The organism is Vibrio palustris (genome assembly GCF_024346995.1).
In the GTDB taxonomy this organism is placed as follows: Bacteria; Pseudomonadota; Gammaproteobacteria; order Enterobacterales; family Vibrionaceae; genus Vibrio; species Vibrio palustris.
The window spans coordinates 2,575,813-2,592,660 of record NZ_AP024887.1; the positions used below are offsets into that span (position 1 = coordinate 2,575,813).

The 16,848-nt window shown below is 42.9% G+C and carries 15 protein-coding genes; 2 read left to right on the top strand and 13 right to left on the bottom strand.

All coding sequences use genetic code 11. The features are described from left to right. Positions 1 to 7: 7 nt before the first annotated feature. From yihI to OCU30_RS12035, 3 genes are all read right to left on the bottom strand, one after another. Positions 8 to 574 carry a Der GTPase-activating protein YihI gene (gene yihI / locus OCU30_RS12025; protein WP_077315460.1) on the bottom strand — a complete coding sequence of 189 codons (567 nt, stop codon included), beginning with the start codon at positions 572 to 574 and terminating at the stop codon, positions 8 to 10. After that, positions 571 to 1,212 carry a class I SAM-dependent methyltransferase gene (locus OCU30_RS12030; RefSeq protein ID WP_077315459.1) on the bottom strand — a complete coding sequence of 214 codons (642 nt, stop codon included), beginning with the start codon at positions 1,210 to 1,212 and terminating at the stop codon, positions 571 to 573. The genes yihI and OCU30_RS12030 overlap by 4 nt, the downstream gene beginning before the upstream one ends. A 142-nt stretch (positions 1,213 to 1,354) precedes the next feature. Beyond that, on the bottom strand, positions 1,355 to 3,130 hold the full coding sequence (locus tag OCU30_RS12035; RefSeq protein ID WP_077315458.1) for a family 43 glycosylhydrolase: 1,776 nt from the start codon (positions 3,128 to 3,130) through the stop codon (positions 1,355 to 1,357). 363 nt (positions 3,131 to 3,493) lie between these two features. Between OCU30_RS12035 and yihA the strand changes: the two genes are divergently transcribed. Beyond that, positions 3,494 to 4,150 carry a ribosome biogenesis GTP-binding protein YihA/YsxC gene (gene yihA / locus OCU30_RS12040; RefSeq protein WP_077315457.1) on the top strand — a complete coding sequence of 219 codons (657 nt, stop codon included), beginning with the start codon at positions 3,494 to 3,496 and terminating at the stop codon, positions 4,148 to 4,150. A gap of 400 nt (positions 4,151 to 4,550) precedes the next feature. Here the strand turns inward: yihA and spfP are convergent, their stop codons facing one another. The 3 genes from spfP to hemB form a co-directional block, all read right to left on the bottom strand. Then, positions 4,551 to 4,598, bottom strand: coding sequence for a small protein SpfP (gene spfP / locus OCU30_RS17385; RefSeq protein ID WP_438356636.1), 48 nt, complete (start codon positions 4,596 to 4,598; stop codon positions 4,551 to 4,553). A gap of 185 nt (positions 4,599 to 4,783) precedes the next feature. Then, positions 4,784 to 7,573 carry a DNA polymerase I gene (polA, locus tag OCU30_RS12045; RefSeq protein ID WP_077315456.1) on the bottom strand — a complete coding sequence of 930 codons (2,790 nt, stop codon included), beginning with the start codon at positions 7,571 to 7,573 and terminating at the stop codon, positions 4,784 to 4,786. A gap of 785 nt (positions 7,574 to 8,358) precedes the next feature. Further along, positions 8,359 to 9,402, bottom strand: coding sequence for a porphobilinogen synthase (gene hemB, locus OCU30_RS12050; protein ID WP_077315455.1), 1,044 nt, complete (start codon positions 9,400 to 9,402; stop codon positions 8,359 to 8,361). A gap of 188 nt (positions 9,403 to 9,590) precedes the next feature. Between hemB and OCU30_RS12055 the strand changes: the two genes are divergently transcribed. Beyond that, on the top strand, positions 9,591 to 10,358 hold the full coding sequence (locus OCU30_RS12055; RefSeq protein WP_077315454.1) for a TatD family hydrolase: 768 nt from the start codon (positions 9,591 to 9,593) through the stop codon (positions 10,356 to 10,358). 301 nt (positions 10,359 to 10,659) lie between these two features. Here OCU30_RS12055 and tatC read toward each other — a convergent pair whose 3' ends face one another. From tatC to rmuC, 7 genes are read right to left on the bottom strand one after another with little or no spacing between them, the layout of a single operon-like run. Beyond that, positions 10,660 to 11,421, bottom strand: coding sequence for a twin-arginine translocase subunit TatC (tatC, locus tag OCU30_RS12060; RefSeq protein ID WP_077315453.1), 762 nt, complete (start codon positions 11,419 to 11,421; stop codon positions 10,660 to 10,662). Between the two features lie 55 nt (positions 11,422 to 11,476). Then, the gene (gene tatB, locus OCU30_RS12065) at positions 11,477 to 11,878 is read right to left on the bottom strand and encodes a Sec-independent protein translocase protein TatB (protein ID WP_077315452.1); all 402 of its coding nucleotides are present in this window, start codon (positions 11,876 to 11,878) and stop codon (positions 11,477 to 11,479) included. 3 nt (positions 11,879 to 11,881) lie between these two features. After that, complete coding sequence (gene tatA / locus OCU30_RS12070; protein ID WP_077315451.1) at positions 11,882 to 12,133, bottom strand: Sec-independent protein translocase subunit TatA; 252 nt, start codon at positions 12,131 to 12,133, stop codon at positions 11,882 to 11,884. Positions 12,134 to 12,170: 37 nt separating this feature from the next. Continuing rightward, positions 12,171 to 13,805 carry a ubiquinone biosynthesis regulatory protein kinase UbiB gene (gene ubiB / locus OCU30_RS12075; RefSeq protein ID WP_077315450.1) on the bottom strand — a complete coding sequence of 545 codons (1,635 nt, stop codon included), beginning with the start codon at positions 13,803 to 13,805 and terminating at the stop codon, positions 12,171 to 12,173. Then, positions 13,802 to 14,407 carry a ubiquinone biosynthesis accessory factor UbiJ gene (locus tag OCU30_RS12080; RefSeq protein ID WP_077315449.1) on the bottom strand — a complete coding sequence of 202 codons (606 nt, stop codon included), beginning with the start codon at positions 14,405 to 14,407 and terminating at the stop codon, positions 13,802 to 13,804. The genes ubiB and OCU30_RS12080 overlap by 4 nt, the downstream gene beginning before the upstream one ends. 11 nt (positions 14,408 to 14,418) lie before the next feature. Next, positions 14,419 to 15,198 (bottom strand): bifunctional demethylmenaquinone methyltransferase/2-methoxy-6-polyprenyl-1,4-benzoquinol methylase UbiE, encoded by a 780-nt coding sequence (gene ubiE / locus OCU30_RS12085; RefSeq protein WP_077315448.1) that lies wholly within the window; start codon positions 15,196 to 15,198, stop codon positions 14,419 to 14,421. A gap of 49 nt (positions 15,199 to 15,247) precedes the next feature. Next, complete coding sequence (gene rmuC / locus OCU30_RS12090) at positions 15,248 to 16,774, bottom strand: DNA recombination protein RmuC (RefSeq protein WP_077315447.1); 1,527 nt, start codon at positions 16,772 to 16,774, stop codon at positions 15,248 to 15,250. Between the last annotated feature and the right edge of the window lie 74 nt (positions 16,775 to 16,848).

Consider the following 16,848-nt stretch of genomic DNA (forward strand, 5'->3'; position numbering starts at 1 on the left):
TACGACCTTATTTGTAGCTGTCGATGTCGATACCTTGAAACTGACTTAATAAATCATCATCCGACTTAGGTGCTGACTGTTTTTTCGATGGCTGTGAAGGCGCGGCCGGAACTTCTTCCTCTGCGTCATCTTCTACATCATCAAACAGACCCAATTGATCCATTAAGATTTCAATACGATCAAGTTTTTCATCAACATACTTTTGTAAACCTACACCTAACTTCTCACCGTTTTCAAGGCGAGTCATTAATACAGCAAGTTGCGCATCATTTTCCAGCATCTCTAGCTCTTGTGCTGCGGAGACACGACGTTCTTGTTTAGTCTGTTTTTTAGGTGCTTCCACGATGAGTGGTATTTTTTTCTTGCTACCCAAACGAGCATCACGTTTTTGACCGCCTTTATTCGCCTGCTCATCTTGAGCCGTTGAATGACGCTGGCCTGTTTTCAAGCCTTTACGTTTTTTCAATCGTTTACGGAGACGACCATCTTGATCAGCTTCGCTACGATTACGAGTAACAATTATTTCAGCACTGCTATTAGCTCCAGGTTTTCTGGATTTTTTTGAGCGACTCATTGCTGGGCCTTCCTCAGTAGAATTACATCATTGCCAATAAATTCAAGTTCGAGCTTATCCCGCTCAGCCAAAAACTGGAAGGTTTCGCGACTAAAAAACACCACATGGGTTAGATCGTTTTTATAGTGCCATCCAGCAAATGCTTCCACATTTTGTACCATCTTGGTCATAAGACCAATCCAGCCTTTCGGCTTAACCAAATTCAACCATTGCTGCCACACCTGATGAGGATCATGTAGATGCTCAATCACTTCCGTAGCAGTCATAAAATCATAAGTATGTCGCAACGACTCTTTATCAGGATGGAAAAAAATGTCGTATAACGCAACTTTATGTCCGGCTTCTTCAAGCATCACAGACAATGTAGGCCCGGGCCCACATCCAAAATCTAGCCCCTGAGAATGAGGGCTTAACCGTTCAAGGAGTGGAGTACTCACTCGTGATAGAAACCGTCGATACCCCATATCTTGGGGATTATTTTCATGCAGGTCATAAAACGCTTTTTCTCGCGCTGCATCTAACCGCTGTTCAGGGTGAACAAATACCAATGAACATCGTACGCATTGTAGATAGTCACGCACCTCATCCGAAAAATAGGCGGTCGTTTTCTCACCATGACACAAAGGGCATAAATGCATAACCTGGACTCCTTGAATGGGATGCGCAACATACCAGAAATCCACCTCAGAGTGGAGACTTTACAACCAAATTCCCGCTTATTGCAAAAAACGACAGCCGCCGCTGTCGTTTTTTGCATCATTTCAAGCAAAACACCTAGTCTCACATTTCGTGAAAGGTTGCATCCGCTTTATCGAGATCCGATGAGAGCGTTTCTACCACGAGTTGGTAGTTTTTATGGCGAATAAAATACTGCGGGTAATTATACGACTCATACGAGGTTTTATCAGGATTCGATAACCCTTGACGTCGATAAAAAGTGGCATCTGCGGCAAACGTATTTCCTTTATTATACTCCATATATAAAGAAAAATTACGATGACGCAAATAATATCCCGGATGGCTGACTGATTCAAAAGAGATACCTTGCGGGTCAGCAAGCCCAGCAACAACTTTAAATTGGCTCGATGTTGCAGGGGTCGGATTCGTCTCTAGCCATACGCCATTCGCACGAAACGATAATTGGCTGTCCTCCCATCCAACGGGAGTAATGGTGGTTGCATTGGCACGCAGTAGTAACCAATCTTGTTGATACCCTCCGTTATTTTGCCACTGACCAACAACCGCATCTTGCGTCGTTACCGCATTAATACTCTCTAATAACTTTTGGCTCTGACTATTTTTCACATGGAAAGCCTGTGGCGTATCCTGCTGAGTAATATTCCAATATTGACTCATACTATTACTATCAGGACGCAATACCGCAAGCGCTCCATTGTCTGTCGAAGAAGAGCGAATATCGAGTACTTGTCCAGTTTTTTTATGTATCAGCTTATACCGATCATCTAAAGTATGACGCAATTGAAACGTCTGATTGACGGTTGCATTACAACTATGCTGAACCAGCTTCATGCTATCTTGATTCGGCTGTAAACAACGCTCACTTAGCCTATTTTTGACCACGAACTCCCCTGACAATCCAGGCGTTCCGACGCCTTGCTGGGTTGGAATAACTTTTTTAATATGACCTGATTGATCATATTCCAACTTATCCATTGCCACACTACGCCGATATTCTCCGCCATCCGGTAATTCTGCATTGTGATAAACAAGATAAGATTGATCATGATAGGTAATGATTGACTGATGGCTCGTTGGGGAATTGACATCATCCGCCTCTAAAATGATCCCTTGATAACGATAAGGCCCCATAGGGTTGGTGGAGGTGGAATAGACAATCCGCTCCGGCCACCCAGCAGCATAAGATAAGTAATACGTACCGTTGCGTTCATGTACATAAGGCGCTTCGGTAAACCAAGGGACCTGATCATTACCAATGGTTTGTATGTCTCCATCAAGCTCGACCATGTTCTCTTTCAGTTTCACGGCTTTAATTAAGCCACCGTCAGTGGCATTGCCCCAAAACATGTAGGCTTGCCCTTGGTTATCAATAAATACCGTGGGATCAATATCTAAAGTTTCATTTGGCGTCATGCTATCGGTAATCAAGGCATGTCCTAACGCATCATGAAATGGCCCGCTTGGAGAATCACTCTCCGCCACACCAATACCAAACCAGCCATCACGGTCATTATTGACAGGCACATACCAATAATATTTATCTCCCCGCTTGATGACCTCGCCAGCCCAAGCATCGGCCGATGCCCAACTAAAGTCCTCTAAAGAGAGGGCGGGGCCATGATCTTGCCAATTCACAAGATCCTGCGACGAAAATACATGCCAATCATACATTCGATAACCTGTATCCGTTACTTCTGCTTGATCATGACCGGTATAGATGTAAACCGTATCGTCAAATACAGCCGCCGACGGATCAGCGGTATAAATATGTTTAATAATTGGATTACTGGCCAGTGCGAGCGTCGTACTGCTGAGTAACAATGCAGTGGCTAACATGCTTTTTTTATATATCGACATTCAAGTTCCCTTCCTTTGTGAGGCTCCGTACATCAACACACAATTAATAATGTGAATTCCACGTTTGAAAGTAATGGGCTATATGAATAGTTCAAGCATGACTCAATAAGAGTTAGACACACTGCGAAAGCTTGTTTTATTTCGCACTACAAAGTATAAAAAAGCGATATTTCTCCAGATAGAATCAAACAACCATACTACGCGGTACGTTTCATGGACTCGAGCTAGATAAAATATAAAGCTCAAAGTGAGTTATTCGTTTTTATTAAAAGCACTCATGGTATAATCGCTGGTTCTGTGGATAGCACAGACCATTGTCAGCAATAACCAATACCTTGAATCCGTAAAGATGGAGTAACTAGAGTGAACGCAAAAATTCATTATCAGAACACCCAATTCGTCACCAGTGCCCCAGATATTCGCCACCTACCTGATGACGTCGGTGTTGAAATTGCATTTGCGGGTCGCTCAAATGCTGGCAAATCAAGCGCACTAAATCGTTTAACGAACCAAAAAGCCTTGGCAAAAACCAGTAAAACACCAGGCCGTACCCAGCTAATTAACTTGTTCAAAGTGACAGACAGTTGTCATATTGTCGATTTACCCGGCTACGGTTTTGCTCAAGTCCCGCTTGAAATGAAGAAGAAATGGCAGAAGTCATTAGGTGAATACTTACAAAAACGTGAAAATCTTAAAGGATTGGTTGTCTTAATGGATATTCGCCACCCAATGAAAGATCTCGACCGACAATTAGTTGGCTGGGCGATTGATTGCCATATCCCAGTACAAGTATTACTCACTAAAGCAGACAAACTCAAAAGCGGCGCACGCAAAGCTCAAGAATTAATGGTCCGTAAAGACGTCGCAACCATGGGCGGAGACGTGCAAGTTGCAGCGTTCTCATCATCAAACGGCCAAGGTGTGGATATTCTCAGACAGCGTCTTGATGAGTGGTATGCAGTAAATGCAGAAGACACGCTTATCGATATAGAAGACACCGGCGTCGATGAACAAGAATAATGCATGGTTAACTCCTGCTCTGTTTCAAAAAAACCTCACGACTTAGTGAGGTTTTTTTATATTCGGCTCAAACGCACCAGTAAAGTGCAAATCTAAATCTCAGCGAGTCTCTCATCGCCCTTACGTGCCCTTAGCTACGCGACCCCCTTGCACCTTAACTTATCATAGCGCGCCATTTTAGGGCTAAAACTGAAGTTTTATTACAAAACTGTTAAATTTATTCAAACATGATATTGCCTAAGCGCATCACCTATCGCTCAAGCGTAGACAAAAAATAATGGGACAAAAATCGCTTTGTAACGAGGAATAAAAACAATATAGATATGCTGGGAAGGCAGTTGTAGAAAGGGGTTTGCACAATAAAAAACGCCCCAGTCAAAAACTGACTGGGGCGGCTGAATCAGCCTAATCCAATAACGTGAAACAAAAGGTCTGAAAGATAGAACATCTTACCTCTGTACCCTACAAGAGATAATGTACAACAATTGCTCAGAAATGAAAACCATTTTTGTAAGTTTTTTTCATTAACTTTTTATGAAATAGGCAAATAGAAAACGTTTTATGCATGACTCGAAATAAAAAAAGCGAGCGTCGCGACGTTCGCTTTTTAACATGCACCGTTGCAGTCTGGGCTTAGTGAGCCTGCTCCCAATTATCGCCGTGTCCAGCTTCCGCGATAAGTGGCACCTCAAGTTGTGCTGCAGACTCCATAAGATCACGTACTTTTGTTTCAATTTCAGCCAAGTGTTGCTCTTGGACTTCTAAAACCAGTTCATCGTGAACCTGCATTAAAAGACGTACCCGACCGTCCCCTTCATTTTCAATCCACTCATCCACCAATAGCATGGCTTTTTTAATGATATCCGCTGCGGTCCCTTGCATCGGAGCATTGATTGCAGCACGCTCAGCTGCTTTACGACGCATACCATTACGTGAAGAAATTTCTGGTAAATGTAGACGACGCCCATAAATTGTTTCGACATAGCCTTGTGCAGACGCTCGGCTGCGTGTGTCTTCCATATACTGCATCACGCCTGGATAACGTTCAAAATACGTATCCATGTAGTGCTGAGCTTCATGACGAGGGATCCCTAGCTGCTTAGCCAAACCAAAGGCACTCATGCCATAGATTAAACCAAAGTTAACGGCTTTCGCCTTACGACGTTGCTCGCTCGTCACTTGATCAATCGTCACTCCTAAAATTTCTGCCGCGGTTGCCGAGTGAATGTCTTTCCCCTCTTTAAAGGCTGACAATAGCGCAGCATCACCCGATAAATGGGCCATAATACGTAACTCGATTTGCGAGTAATCGACCGCCATGATTTTATGGCCATGGGGGGCAACAAATGCTTGGCGAATACGACGCCCTTCTTCATTACGTACTGGAATATTCTGTAAGTTTGGCTCTGTCGATGATAAACGTCCCGTTGCCGTCACCGCTTGATGATAAGACGTATGGACTCGCCCTGTTTCCGCATTAATCATTTTCGGTAGTTTATCGGTATAGGTCGATTTTAATTTTGCCAGACCACGGTACTCTAGGAGCACGGCAGGGAGTGGGTAATCTAACGCCAACTCTTGTAATACTTCTTCATTAGTCGATGGAGCGCCTGAAGGCGTTTTCTTCACAACTGGCAATTCCATTTTATCGAATAGAATCGCTTGTAATTGCTTAGGCGAGCCAAGATTAAATTCTTGTCCTGCGATGTCGTAAGCCTTTTGCTCTAACTCATCAAGACGTAAAGAGAGTTCTTGAGACTGGGCCCCTAACAGCATGTCATCAATGAACACACCCGTCCGTTCCATACGTGATAAAACCGGAACCAAAGGGATCTCTATATCGTTATAAATGGTTTCTAATGACCCATCACCTATCATTTGCTGTTGCAGTGCATTGTGTAAACGCAAAGTCACATCAGCATCTTCTGCTGCATACGGCCCGGCTTCATCTAAATCAATTTGATTAAACGTCAGTTGCGCCTTACCTTTGCCCGCAATTTGTTCGAACGAAATGCAGCTGTGCTGTAAAAAACGTAATGCTAAGCTATCCATATCATGCTTACCGCCTACACTATTGTAGACATAGGATGCGAGCATAGTGTCATGCTTGATACCTTGCATGTGGATATTATAACGAGCCAGTACACTCATATCATATTTAAGGTTCTGTCCAACCTTGGCAAGGTTGGCATCTTCCAATAGTGGTTTTAATTGCTCTAATACCCAATCACGCCCCAATTGTGTTGGCGCATCAAGGTAATCGTGAGCCACAGGAACATACGCGGCCAGCCCTTCTTCAATCGCAAATGACACGCCAACTAAATTAGCAACCATATAGTTTAAGCTATCGGTCTCGGTATCAAATGCAACAACCTCTGCGGACTTGAGTTTTTCCAGCCACTCAGTGAATGTCGCTTCATCCAAAATAGTGACATACTGGCTGCGATCAATCTTCGCAGCATTGGCTTGTGGAGCCGCTTTATCTGCGGCCTGATAACGACCAGCACCTGATTTTTCATCTGCGACGACTACGCCATCACCACCATCTAGTAGTTCAGCAAGCCATGATTTAAAGGCCATTTTTCCATATAATTCAATCAGGGCATCCACATCAGGTTTCGTTTTATCGAGATCGTGAGGTGCCAAATCCATTTCAACATCGAGTTTAATCGTCGCCAGTTCATAAGAAAGCTCCGCTTCTTTCTTATTGTCGATTAGCTTTTTCGCCATCGTTTTTGAGCCACGGAAGCCTAAGTCTGCAATTGCATCAAGATTGTTGTACAACTCTTTTAGCCCACCGATCCCTTGTAACAACGCCGTCGCCGTTTTAGTCCCGACTCCAGGAACACCAGGAATATTATCCACTTTATCGCCCATTAAGGCTAAGTAATCGATGATCAACTCAGGCGGAATACCAAATTTATCGACAACACCGTCACGGTCCATCACAACATTGGTCATCGTATTGATTAGCGTCACATTGTCATCCACAAGCTGAGCCATATCTTTATCACCGGTACTGATCAGCACCGGCAAACCAGCATGTGAGGCTTGCGAGGCTAAAGTCCCAATCACATCATCGGCCTCTACTCCCTCATGACAAATCAGCGGTAAACCGAGCGCTTTGATAATCGCGTGTAAAGGCTCTATCTGGCAACGCAACTCATCAGGCATTGGAGGACGATTCGCTTTATATTCTGCATACATCTCGTCTCGAAATGTTTTGCCTTTAGCATCAAAAACGACGGCAATACGCTCAGAAGAAAACTGACGCATTAGGCTACGAACCATATTCACAACACCGAATACAGCATTGGTCGGTATGTCACCATTACTCATCGTGCCTGGATAGGCATGAAATGCACGGTAGAGATAAGAAGAGCCATCGATCAAAATCAGCGGATTTTCAGGAATGCGAGCCATAATTTAATGTTGTCCAAATAAGAAATCGGTTTATCGCGTAGAATGCCACGACTATCGTCGGGTTTCCATTGACAACATAGTTACAACCCAAATTTTTCTCGTTCAATTATTCTGCAACACAGCACCCCTCTGTGGATAACTCTGTTCATAGTTTTTATCCACTGGTTATTAAACGGTCTTAAACACTCAGATATATAGATTTAAATTATTGATAATATTAAACATTTTTAAAGATCCAAAGACTTACAAAGGATCCTCACCCGATCGACCACTGTGGACAATATATTGGCATCTTATTTTGAATATTAGAGGAATGTCAGGATCTTATTGCAGAAGGTTTATTCAACACCGATCAATCTATAGAAAGCCCTCTCAATGCTAGGAGGATAGTTTACGGGATCGTACATACATAAAAAAAGCGACACCCGAGGATGTCGCTTAGCTATATAGGATAAATAACATAAGACGTTATTTTCCTGAAAGCCGAATTTACACTGGAAGCAATGTGAGCAATGTCGTGTCAAAAAGAATATCAGTATCACGGCTTTTCTTTGCAAGGACGGTGAGTTATGCATCAAATAAGCGTGTGTGCTTTATTCCCTAAGACGAATGTAATAATAACTATTCTCATTTAAATAGCAAGACTTAAATGCGAAAAATTATCATTACAGTTAAAAAGGTGTACAAAAAGTGATCTAAGCCACATCCGTGCTAGACCTCTTCTTATCTTTAACAATAAAAAAACCAGCATAAAATATGCTGGTTTTGTCATCACCAATCGAGCATTATTCTGACTTCAAGTGCTGAGCTGTTTCTGCATTTTCTTGAGCAAGCCATTCGGCTACATCTTTCGCAAAGTACGTCAAAATGCCATCGGCACCTGCACGCTTAAAGCAGAGTAACGATTCCATGACGGTTTCTTTTTCTTTGAGCCAACCATTCATAATGGCAGCTTTATGCATCGCATACTCGCCAGAAACTTGATACGCGAAGGTAGGAACCTGCAGTTCTGTCTTAACACGACGCACCACATCAAGATAAGGCATTCCCGGTTTCACCATGACAGAGTCCGCGCCCTCATTAATATCCATAGCAACTTCGTGCAAGGCTTCATCGCTGTTTGCCGGATCCATTTGGTAATTTTTCTTATTCGCGCCTTTTAAATTAGATGAAGAACCTAATGCATCGCGAAATGGCCCATAGTAACAAGACGCGTATTTTGCCGAGTACGCCATAATTTGTGTATTAATATGCCCGGCTTCTTCAAAGGCGGCACGTATTTTACCAATACGACCATCCATCATGTCTGATGGTGCAACGATATCCACACCGGCGTCTGCGTGAGACAACGCTTGTTTGACCAGCACTTCAGTGGTGATGTCATTTTGCACATAGCCCGTCTCATCAATGATGCCATCCTGCCCGTGCGTGGTATAAGGGTCTAACGCGACATCGGTGATGATCCCCATTTCAGGTACATGAGATTTCAATTCGCGAACCGCACGCTGAATTAAGCCTTCAGGGTTGTAGGCTTCACAAGCATCCAATGTTTTTACTTCTTGATTCACAACTGGGAACAACGCCAAAGCAGGCACTCCCAAGTTTGCCAAATATTGAGCTTCTTCAATCAACAAATCGATAGATAAACGATCAACGCCAGGCATCGACTCAACTTCTTCACGTCGACCTTTTCCCATAAGAACAAAGACTGGATAAATCAGATCGTTAACAGAAATAGTATTTTCCGCAGCTAGACGGCGGCTAAAATCATGTTTACGAATTCGACGAAGACGACGGCCAGGGAACTGGCCTAATATTGATACAGACACGCTACTCTCCTTTGGTTTTCACCTGAAATGCAATACGCACTTCAGGTTATTGAGCGGCACTCTTGAAGTGTACTTTCATAATATCACTCTAAGAATTAAGTGTCATAACCTGATTACTAAAACCCTCTATACGTAAAGAACCAGACTCACGTATACTTTATACAACTGTTTTTTACCGAGACCGTATAATGATAGATACTCATGCCCATATATATGCCAATGAATTTGATCACGACCGTGACGAAGTCGTGCAGCGCGCCTCAGAGCAAGGTATTACTCAAATTCTATTGCCGAACATCGATCTAGAATCCATTGAACCAATGCTTGCCACTGAGGCAGCCTACCCAAATCATTGTCGTTCAATGATGGGACTGCATCCATGTTACGTTGATGAGAATGTCGACAGTACACTCGAGACTATTTACCAGTGGTTTGATAAACATCCATTCATTGCCGTAGGTGAGATTGGCATAGATCTCTATTGGGATAGCACTTATCAAGCACAGCAAGAACAGGCCTTTATCACTCAGTTGCGCTGGGCAAAAGAAAAAGATCTTCCCGTCGTTATCCATACTCGTAATAGTATTCAAGAAACACTCGAACTATTACGCCAAGAGCAAGATGGTCGCTTACGTGGCGTATTTCACTGCTTTGGTGGCAGCCTAGAGGAGGCTCAAGCGATTAATGATATTGGCTTTCACTTAGGGCTGGGCGGCGTATCCACGTTTAAAAATGGCGGTATGGACAAAGTCATTCCTCATTTGGATATGAATTATGTCATTCTAGAAACGGATTGCCCTTATCTGGCTCCCGTTCCACATCGTGGTAAACGTAACGAACCTGCTTATACACGTTTGGTATTAGAACGAATTGTGTCATTAACAGATTACTCAGAAGAGCAAGTCGATACCATGACAACTCGCAATGCAGTAAAACTTTTTAATTTGTCTCAGTAACGACACACCAAACCTGATAATTACGTTTTTTTCAATGATATTGATCACATAAAATCATACGCATGAAGTATAAAATTACGCCATAAATAACTAATTATACTAAATTTATGGCTAACAACGTTGAACCCCATGAGAACACTGCGACTAATCGCAAATGTGATCATAGAAACCATCTGGAACGCCAACATAGAACTTGGCGACAAAAACTAGTTGGCATTAAAGAAGTCTATCGCTGTGCACAATGTGGCGAAAAAGTTACGATAAAATAATGTAAAAAAGCGACCTTGCGGTCGCTTTTTTCTTACTCAGTCGTTTGTGATTCGTCATCGGTATGTCTGCGTGTATAGAACCTCGCAAAAAACAATCCAATTTCAAATAATAAGCACATTGGAATCGCTAGCAGTGTTTGCGATATCATATCTGGCGGTGTTAACACCATACCAATAATGAATGCAGCGACCACAATATAAGGTCGTTTTTCTTTCAAACTCTGCACATCTGTTGCCCCTGTCCAGCACAACAAAATAATCGCGACAGGCACTTCAAACGCAATCCCAAACGCCATAAAGAGTGACAAGACAAAATCTAAATAACTGGTGATGTCGGTCATGAACTCGACCCCACCCAATGAAATAGTCGTAAAGAAACCAAAAATTAGCGGGAAAACAACAAAGTATGCAAACGCGACTCCTGAATAAAATAACAGAGAGCTTGAAATGAGAAGTGGAAAAATCAAACGCTGTTCATGCTTGTATAAGCCAGGCGCAACAAAGGCCCATACCTGATAAAGAATAAACGGCACCGCTAAAAATACCGCCACAATTAACGTTAACTTGAGTGGTGTAAATAACGGAGACGCGACGTCTGTCGCGATCATGCTCGCGCCTGACGGCAAACGCTCAACTAATGGTTGAGAAACAAATTCATAAATTTTATTGGAAAAATAAACCAGCCCTAAGAAAACGGTCATTACCGCTGCCACACTGCGTAAAATACGATTACGCAACTCAAGCAGATGTGAAATTAACGGCTGGCTTTGTTGTTCCGGTTCAACTGACGACATTGAAACCTCATATTGGACAAGTCATAAGAGTTACCTTGATTCGGTAACTCTTTTATTACGCCTGATTATCGGATTTATCTTCCGCCTTAGCAGAGTGTTCGACAGGCTTTCGCTGTGCATTCTGGCTCACTGATTGATGAGCTGATTGTATCGCCGATGTTTCTTTCGCAATGGATTGTTGAACTTCATTCGCCGAGTGCTTTAAATCATCTACGGTTTTTTGCAATTCAGGAGAAAGATTTTTCATCTCCATTTGCTCAGCTTTACGTAAGTTCTCTTGCAGTTCCTGAATCTTTAACTCTTTCGTTAACTCATCTTTAACGTTATTCGCCATGCCCTTCGCTGCACCAATAAATTTCATCACTGTACGAATCGCATGAGGTAATCGCTCAGGACCTAAAACGACAAGCGCGACAATGGAGATCAGAACCAGTTCCCAAAAGCCGATATCAAACAAAATTTATGCCTGCTCTTTGTCGTGTTTTTTCTCAGTAGAGTCACTCTGTGCGGATTCTTTATGAGAAATATTTTGGTTTTCAAAATCACTGTCTGACTCTTTTTTGGCGGTAGAGTCATCTTCTTCCATCGCTTTTTTAAAGCCTTTGACAGCACCACCAACGTCACTACCGACATTGCGTAACTTTTTCGTGCCAAATAGCACCACAACAATCAGTGCAACAATCAATAGTTGCCAAATACTAATACCACCCATATTGGTTACTCCATTATCAATAAATTATTTTTGCTCGTTAGCGACGATATGTACGCCAACTTAAGAGCCAAGAAACCACTCCAGCGAAACCACTGCCCATCGCATATGTCTCTTGCTGATTGGTTAAAAAAATTGCTGAACATATAACAAGCGTCGCGCCGACACCTAATAGAAATTTACCCGTAGAGTGTTGTTTTTTACTCTCACGGTAACCTGCATAGAGAGCATCAACTCTCTGATTCATCACACGCCCTTGTTTCAAGCTATCGTATAACAGCTCAGGAAGCTCCGGTAGTTTCTCTACCCAATGTGGCGCCTTCTCTTTAATCGCATTAAAGAGGGCTTTGGGGCCGACTTGCTCTAACATCCAAGTCTCTAAGAATGGTTTGGCGGTTTGCCATAAATCGAGTTGTGGATACAACTGACGACCTAACCCTTCTACATAGAGCAACGTTTTCTGTAAAAGCACTAATTGTGGCTGAACTTCCATATTAAAACGTCGCGCGGTATTAAATAGATTCAATAAGACATGTCCAAAAGAAATCTCACATAGTGGTTTAGCAAAAATAGGCTCACACACTACGCGAATCGCGCCTTCAAATTCGTCAATATTGGTATCATAAGGTACCCATCCTGAATCCACATGCAGTTGAGCCACTTTGCGGTAATCACGATTAAAGAACGCTAAGAAGTTTTCAGCCAAATAACGCTTATCTTCGCTATTTAATGTGCCCACAATACCGCAATCTAACCCAATCCATTGTGGATTTTCTGGGCGATCAGCATTCACAAAAACATTGCCCGGATGCATATCCGCATGAAAAAAACTGTCGCGAAATACTTGTGTAAAGAAGACTGTCACACCTCGCTCAGCGAGCAGCTTCATATCAGTGCCTTGTGCGACTATCGCGTCGACATCAGACACTTGAATGCCATATATTCGCTCAGAAACCATGACAGTTTCATTACTAAAATCACTATAAATTTCAGGAATGTAAAGCTCATCACTGCCTAAAAAGTTACGTCTTAAATGAATCGCATTCGCCGCTTCGCGACGTAAATCGAGCTCATCTATTAACGTTTTTTTGTACTCTTTAATGACTTCAACGGGCTTCAAGCGGCGAGAATGCGGCACGCATTTCGAAACAATGTGCGCTAAACGAAACATTAAGCGTAAATCATCATCAATCACAGTGCGAATATCTGGACGAATCACTTTGATAACAATGTCTTTATCATTACTTTTCAAACGCGCAGTATGCACTTGGGCAATCGAAGCGGATGCTAATGGTTTGATAGAAAAATCATGGAACCATGTTTCGATTGGTCCTCCCAACACGTCTTCAATCAATTGCTGAGCTCGCTGACCATCAAATGGCGCTACATTATCCTGCAGTAACGATAACTGATCAGCAAGGTGTGGCGGGAACAAATCACGGCGTGTCGACATCATCTGGCCCAATTTAATCCACACCGGGCCAAGCTCTTCTAATGCTAAGCGTAAACGCTCACCTATCGGTTTATCCGCATGACGATTACGTATCCAAAATAAGGCTTTACGCGCCAATAATGGACCTTTGGTGAACTGATGGACAGGCGCAAGCTCATCTAATCCATATTCCAGCAACACCTTAATAATACGATATAGGCGCTTAATTTCTGACAACGTCATAGCTTTTCCAGAATCTGTGTGAGTTTGGCTTCAAGACGGGCAGCCTGACTTTTCACCTGATCAACCTGATCACAGTAATGCGTAAGTTCAAGTGATGTCGGTGCTAGGCGCCATTCTTCAGTCACAACTTGCCCTAAGTGTCGTTGATGTTTACGAGCATGAGTCACGATGCTTTGCGTAACGCTTTTTACACCACTTACCGCAGAATGCGCCACGACATCTCCCGTAACACGCGACAACCACTCTTCGATATTTGGCTTACACTCACCTAGCAATTGGGCAAATTTTTGTGCTAATTGAATATCCCCAGTCAACACTAACTTATCTTGTTTAATTAACTGAGTGATATTGGCCTGATCTTTAAGCTCTGGCAGTACCGACAACTGCAACGATAAGTAACAATCGGGTTCCCCATCATAATCAGCAAGCACATCCACTTGGTGACTGAATATAAACGTTAACGTTTTGTTCAGTTCTTTTAAGTGCAGCTGTATCGTTCGCCCTTTTAAACGATTCAAGCGTTTGAGCGAATCTGGATTATCGTTAATGAGGGTATTTAACGTTCCCTCTATCACAGCAGTCACGAATGGTTCAAAGGGCATAATCTTTGGCCTTAAAATTTATAACCTCGGTGCAACGCAACAATGCCACCAGTCAAATTAAAATACTGAGCCTGTTCAAACCCAGCGGTTTCCATCATCCCTTTCAAGGTGTCTTGATCTGGGTGCATACGAATGGATTCCGCTAAGTAGCGGTAGCTTTCAGCATCGTTAGCAATCAATTGTCCAATACGAGGTAGAATATGGAATGAATACGCATCATACACTTTGGATAATGGCTCAAGTAATGGTTTGGAAAATTCCAGAATCAACAAGCGACCACCCGGTTTAAGGACTCGGAACATAGAGCGAATCGCTTTATCTTTATCCGTTACGTTGCGTAGGCAAAAACTGATGGTGATACAATCAAAGTAATTATCAGGAAAAGGTAGCTCTTCCGCATTCGCTTGTACATAATGCACGTTATCAACAATACCACTATCACGTAGCTTATCGCGACCAACGTTTAACATTGAATTATTAATATCTGCAAGAACGACGCGACCTTGGTCACCCACTATGCGTGAAAACTTCGCCGTCAGATCTCCGGTTCCCCCACCTAAGTCGAGAATTTTTTGACCAGCTCTAGCGCCTGCGCAGTCGATTGTAAAACGCTTCCAAAGACGGTGAATACCAACCGACATTAAGTCATTCATAATGTCGTATTTAGTCGCAACAGAAGTAAAGACTTCGGCCACTTTGTTAGCTTTATCGGTCGTTTTTACAGTTTGAAAACCAAAATGGGTAGTGTCTTGATTGTCAGTTAAATTCGATTCTACACGGTTATCCGTCATTTCTATTCCTCTTAGGCACAGCCTAACTCTCAAACGGCGACTGGGGCTACTAGTTTACTTTATCCTTAAGCGGATGTCTTTCCGGCAAGGTACTTTCATCATAGCCTTGCATCGCTCTTTCTAGCGTTTTGGGAGGCATGGTTCGTTTTACTTCCACGCCAAGTTGCTTAAAACTCTCCGCTTGTCGAATAGCATTTCCTCGCCCAGTCGACAGTTTGTTCATTGCGCCTTGGTAACTTTGATTGGCTCTATCCAGTGTACTACCTAATACTTCCATATCATCAACGAATAGACGCAATTTATCGTAAAGTTTACTCGCCCGTTCGGCGATCACTTGCGCATTTTGGTTCTGCCTATCATTACGCCATAAATTATCAATGGTTCTTAGTGCCACTAAGAGTGTTGTAGGGCTGACTAAAATAATGTTTTGCTCCATCGCATCATTGACCAAACTTGGATCGGCTTGAATCGCGACTTGGAAGGCAGGTTCCACCGGAATAAACATTAAAACATAATCTAAGCTCGTCAACCCTTTTAACTGGTGATAATCCTTTTGACTCAAACCCTTAATATGGCTACGTAGTGCCGCTAGGTGGTCACCCAGCGCCTTATCGCGTGCGGTGTCAGTGTCTGCATTAAAGTAGCGCTCATAGGCCACTAATGTCATTTTCGAATCGATCACCACTTGCTTATCGTGTGGCAAATACACAATAACATCCGGCTGATAACGTTTACCTGCATCATTTTGCAAGCTGACTTGGGTTTGATATTCGTGTCCTTCGCGCAGGCCTGATTCTGCCAGAACCCGGGCTAAGACCACCTCACCCCAATTACCTTGTTGTTTATTGTCACCTTTTAGTGCTTGAGTTAAGTTAACAGCTTCCTGTGCCATTTGCTCATTCAAACGTTGTAAGTTCTTTAGCTCATGAACTAATGTGTGTCGCTCTTTGGATTCAGAATTAAAACTATCGTTAACCTGACGTTTAAAACCATCAAGCTGTTCGCGTAACGGATTTAGAATTGCCGATAAACTCTGCTGGTTTTGCTGATCAACTTTGGCAGTTTTGACTTCAAAGAGCTGATTAGCTACTTGTTCAAATTGCTGCTTTAAGCGTTCTTCCGCACGTTCCAGTAATTCTAGCTTCTCCTGATTGGACACCAATTGCTGTTCATGACGAGCATCTTGCTCTTTTAATTGTACTTCTAACTGCGCTTTTTGCTCGCGAACTCGGTTAAGCTCATCAGAGTACTGCTGTCTTTCTTGCTTCACAGCTTCAAAGTAACGTAGCTTTTCCATCGCCGCCATCACTTTTCCATGTGATTGTTTTAATTCGTATTCGGCCCTATCACGCTGCTTATCCAATTCATCGAGCTCTTTGTTAGCACTATCCAACGACTGCTGTAAATGAGCTTGCTGCTGTTCATGCCACTGAATCTGGCTGTCTAACTGTTGTTGCAGCAGCTCAGATTTTAGCTGTAGTTTTTGTTTCAGCCACCAGCTTGCACCAGCGCCTGATATCGCAGCGCTTGCCAACGCGGCTATCAAGGTGTCGAGATGTTCAAAAATCCATTGCATAATCACAGCTTACTCATTTTATTACCTTGAGAAAATGGTATTTCCATACTGGATAAATGTCCAGTTTGTTACTC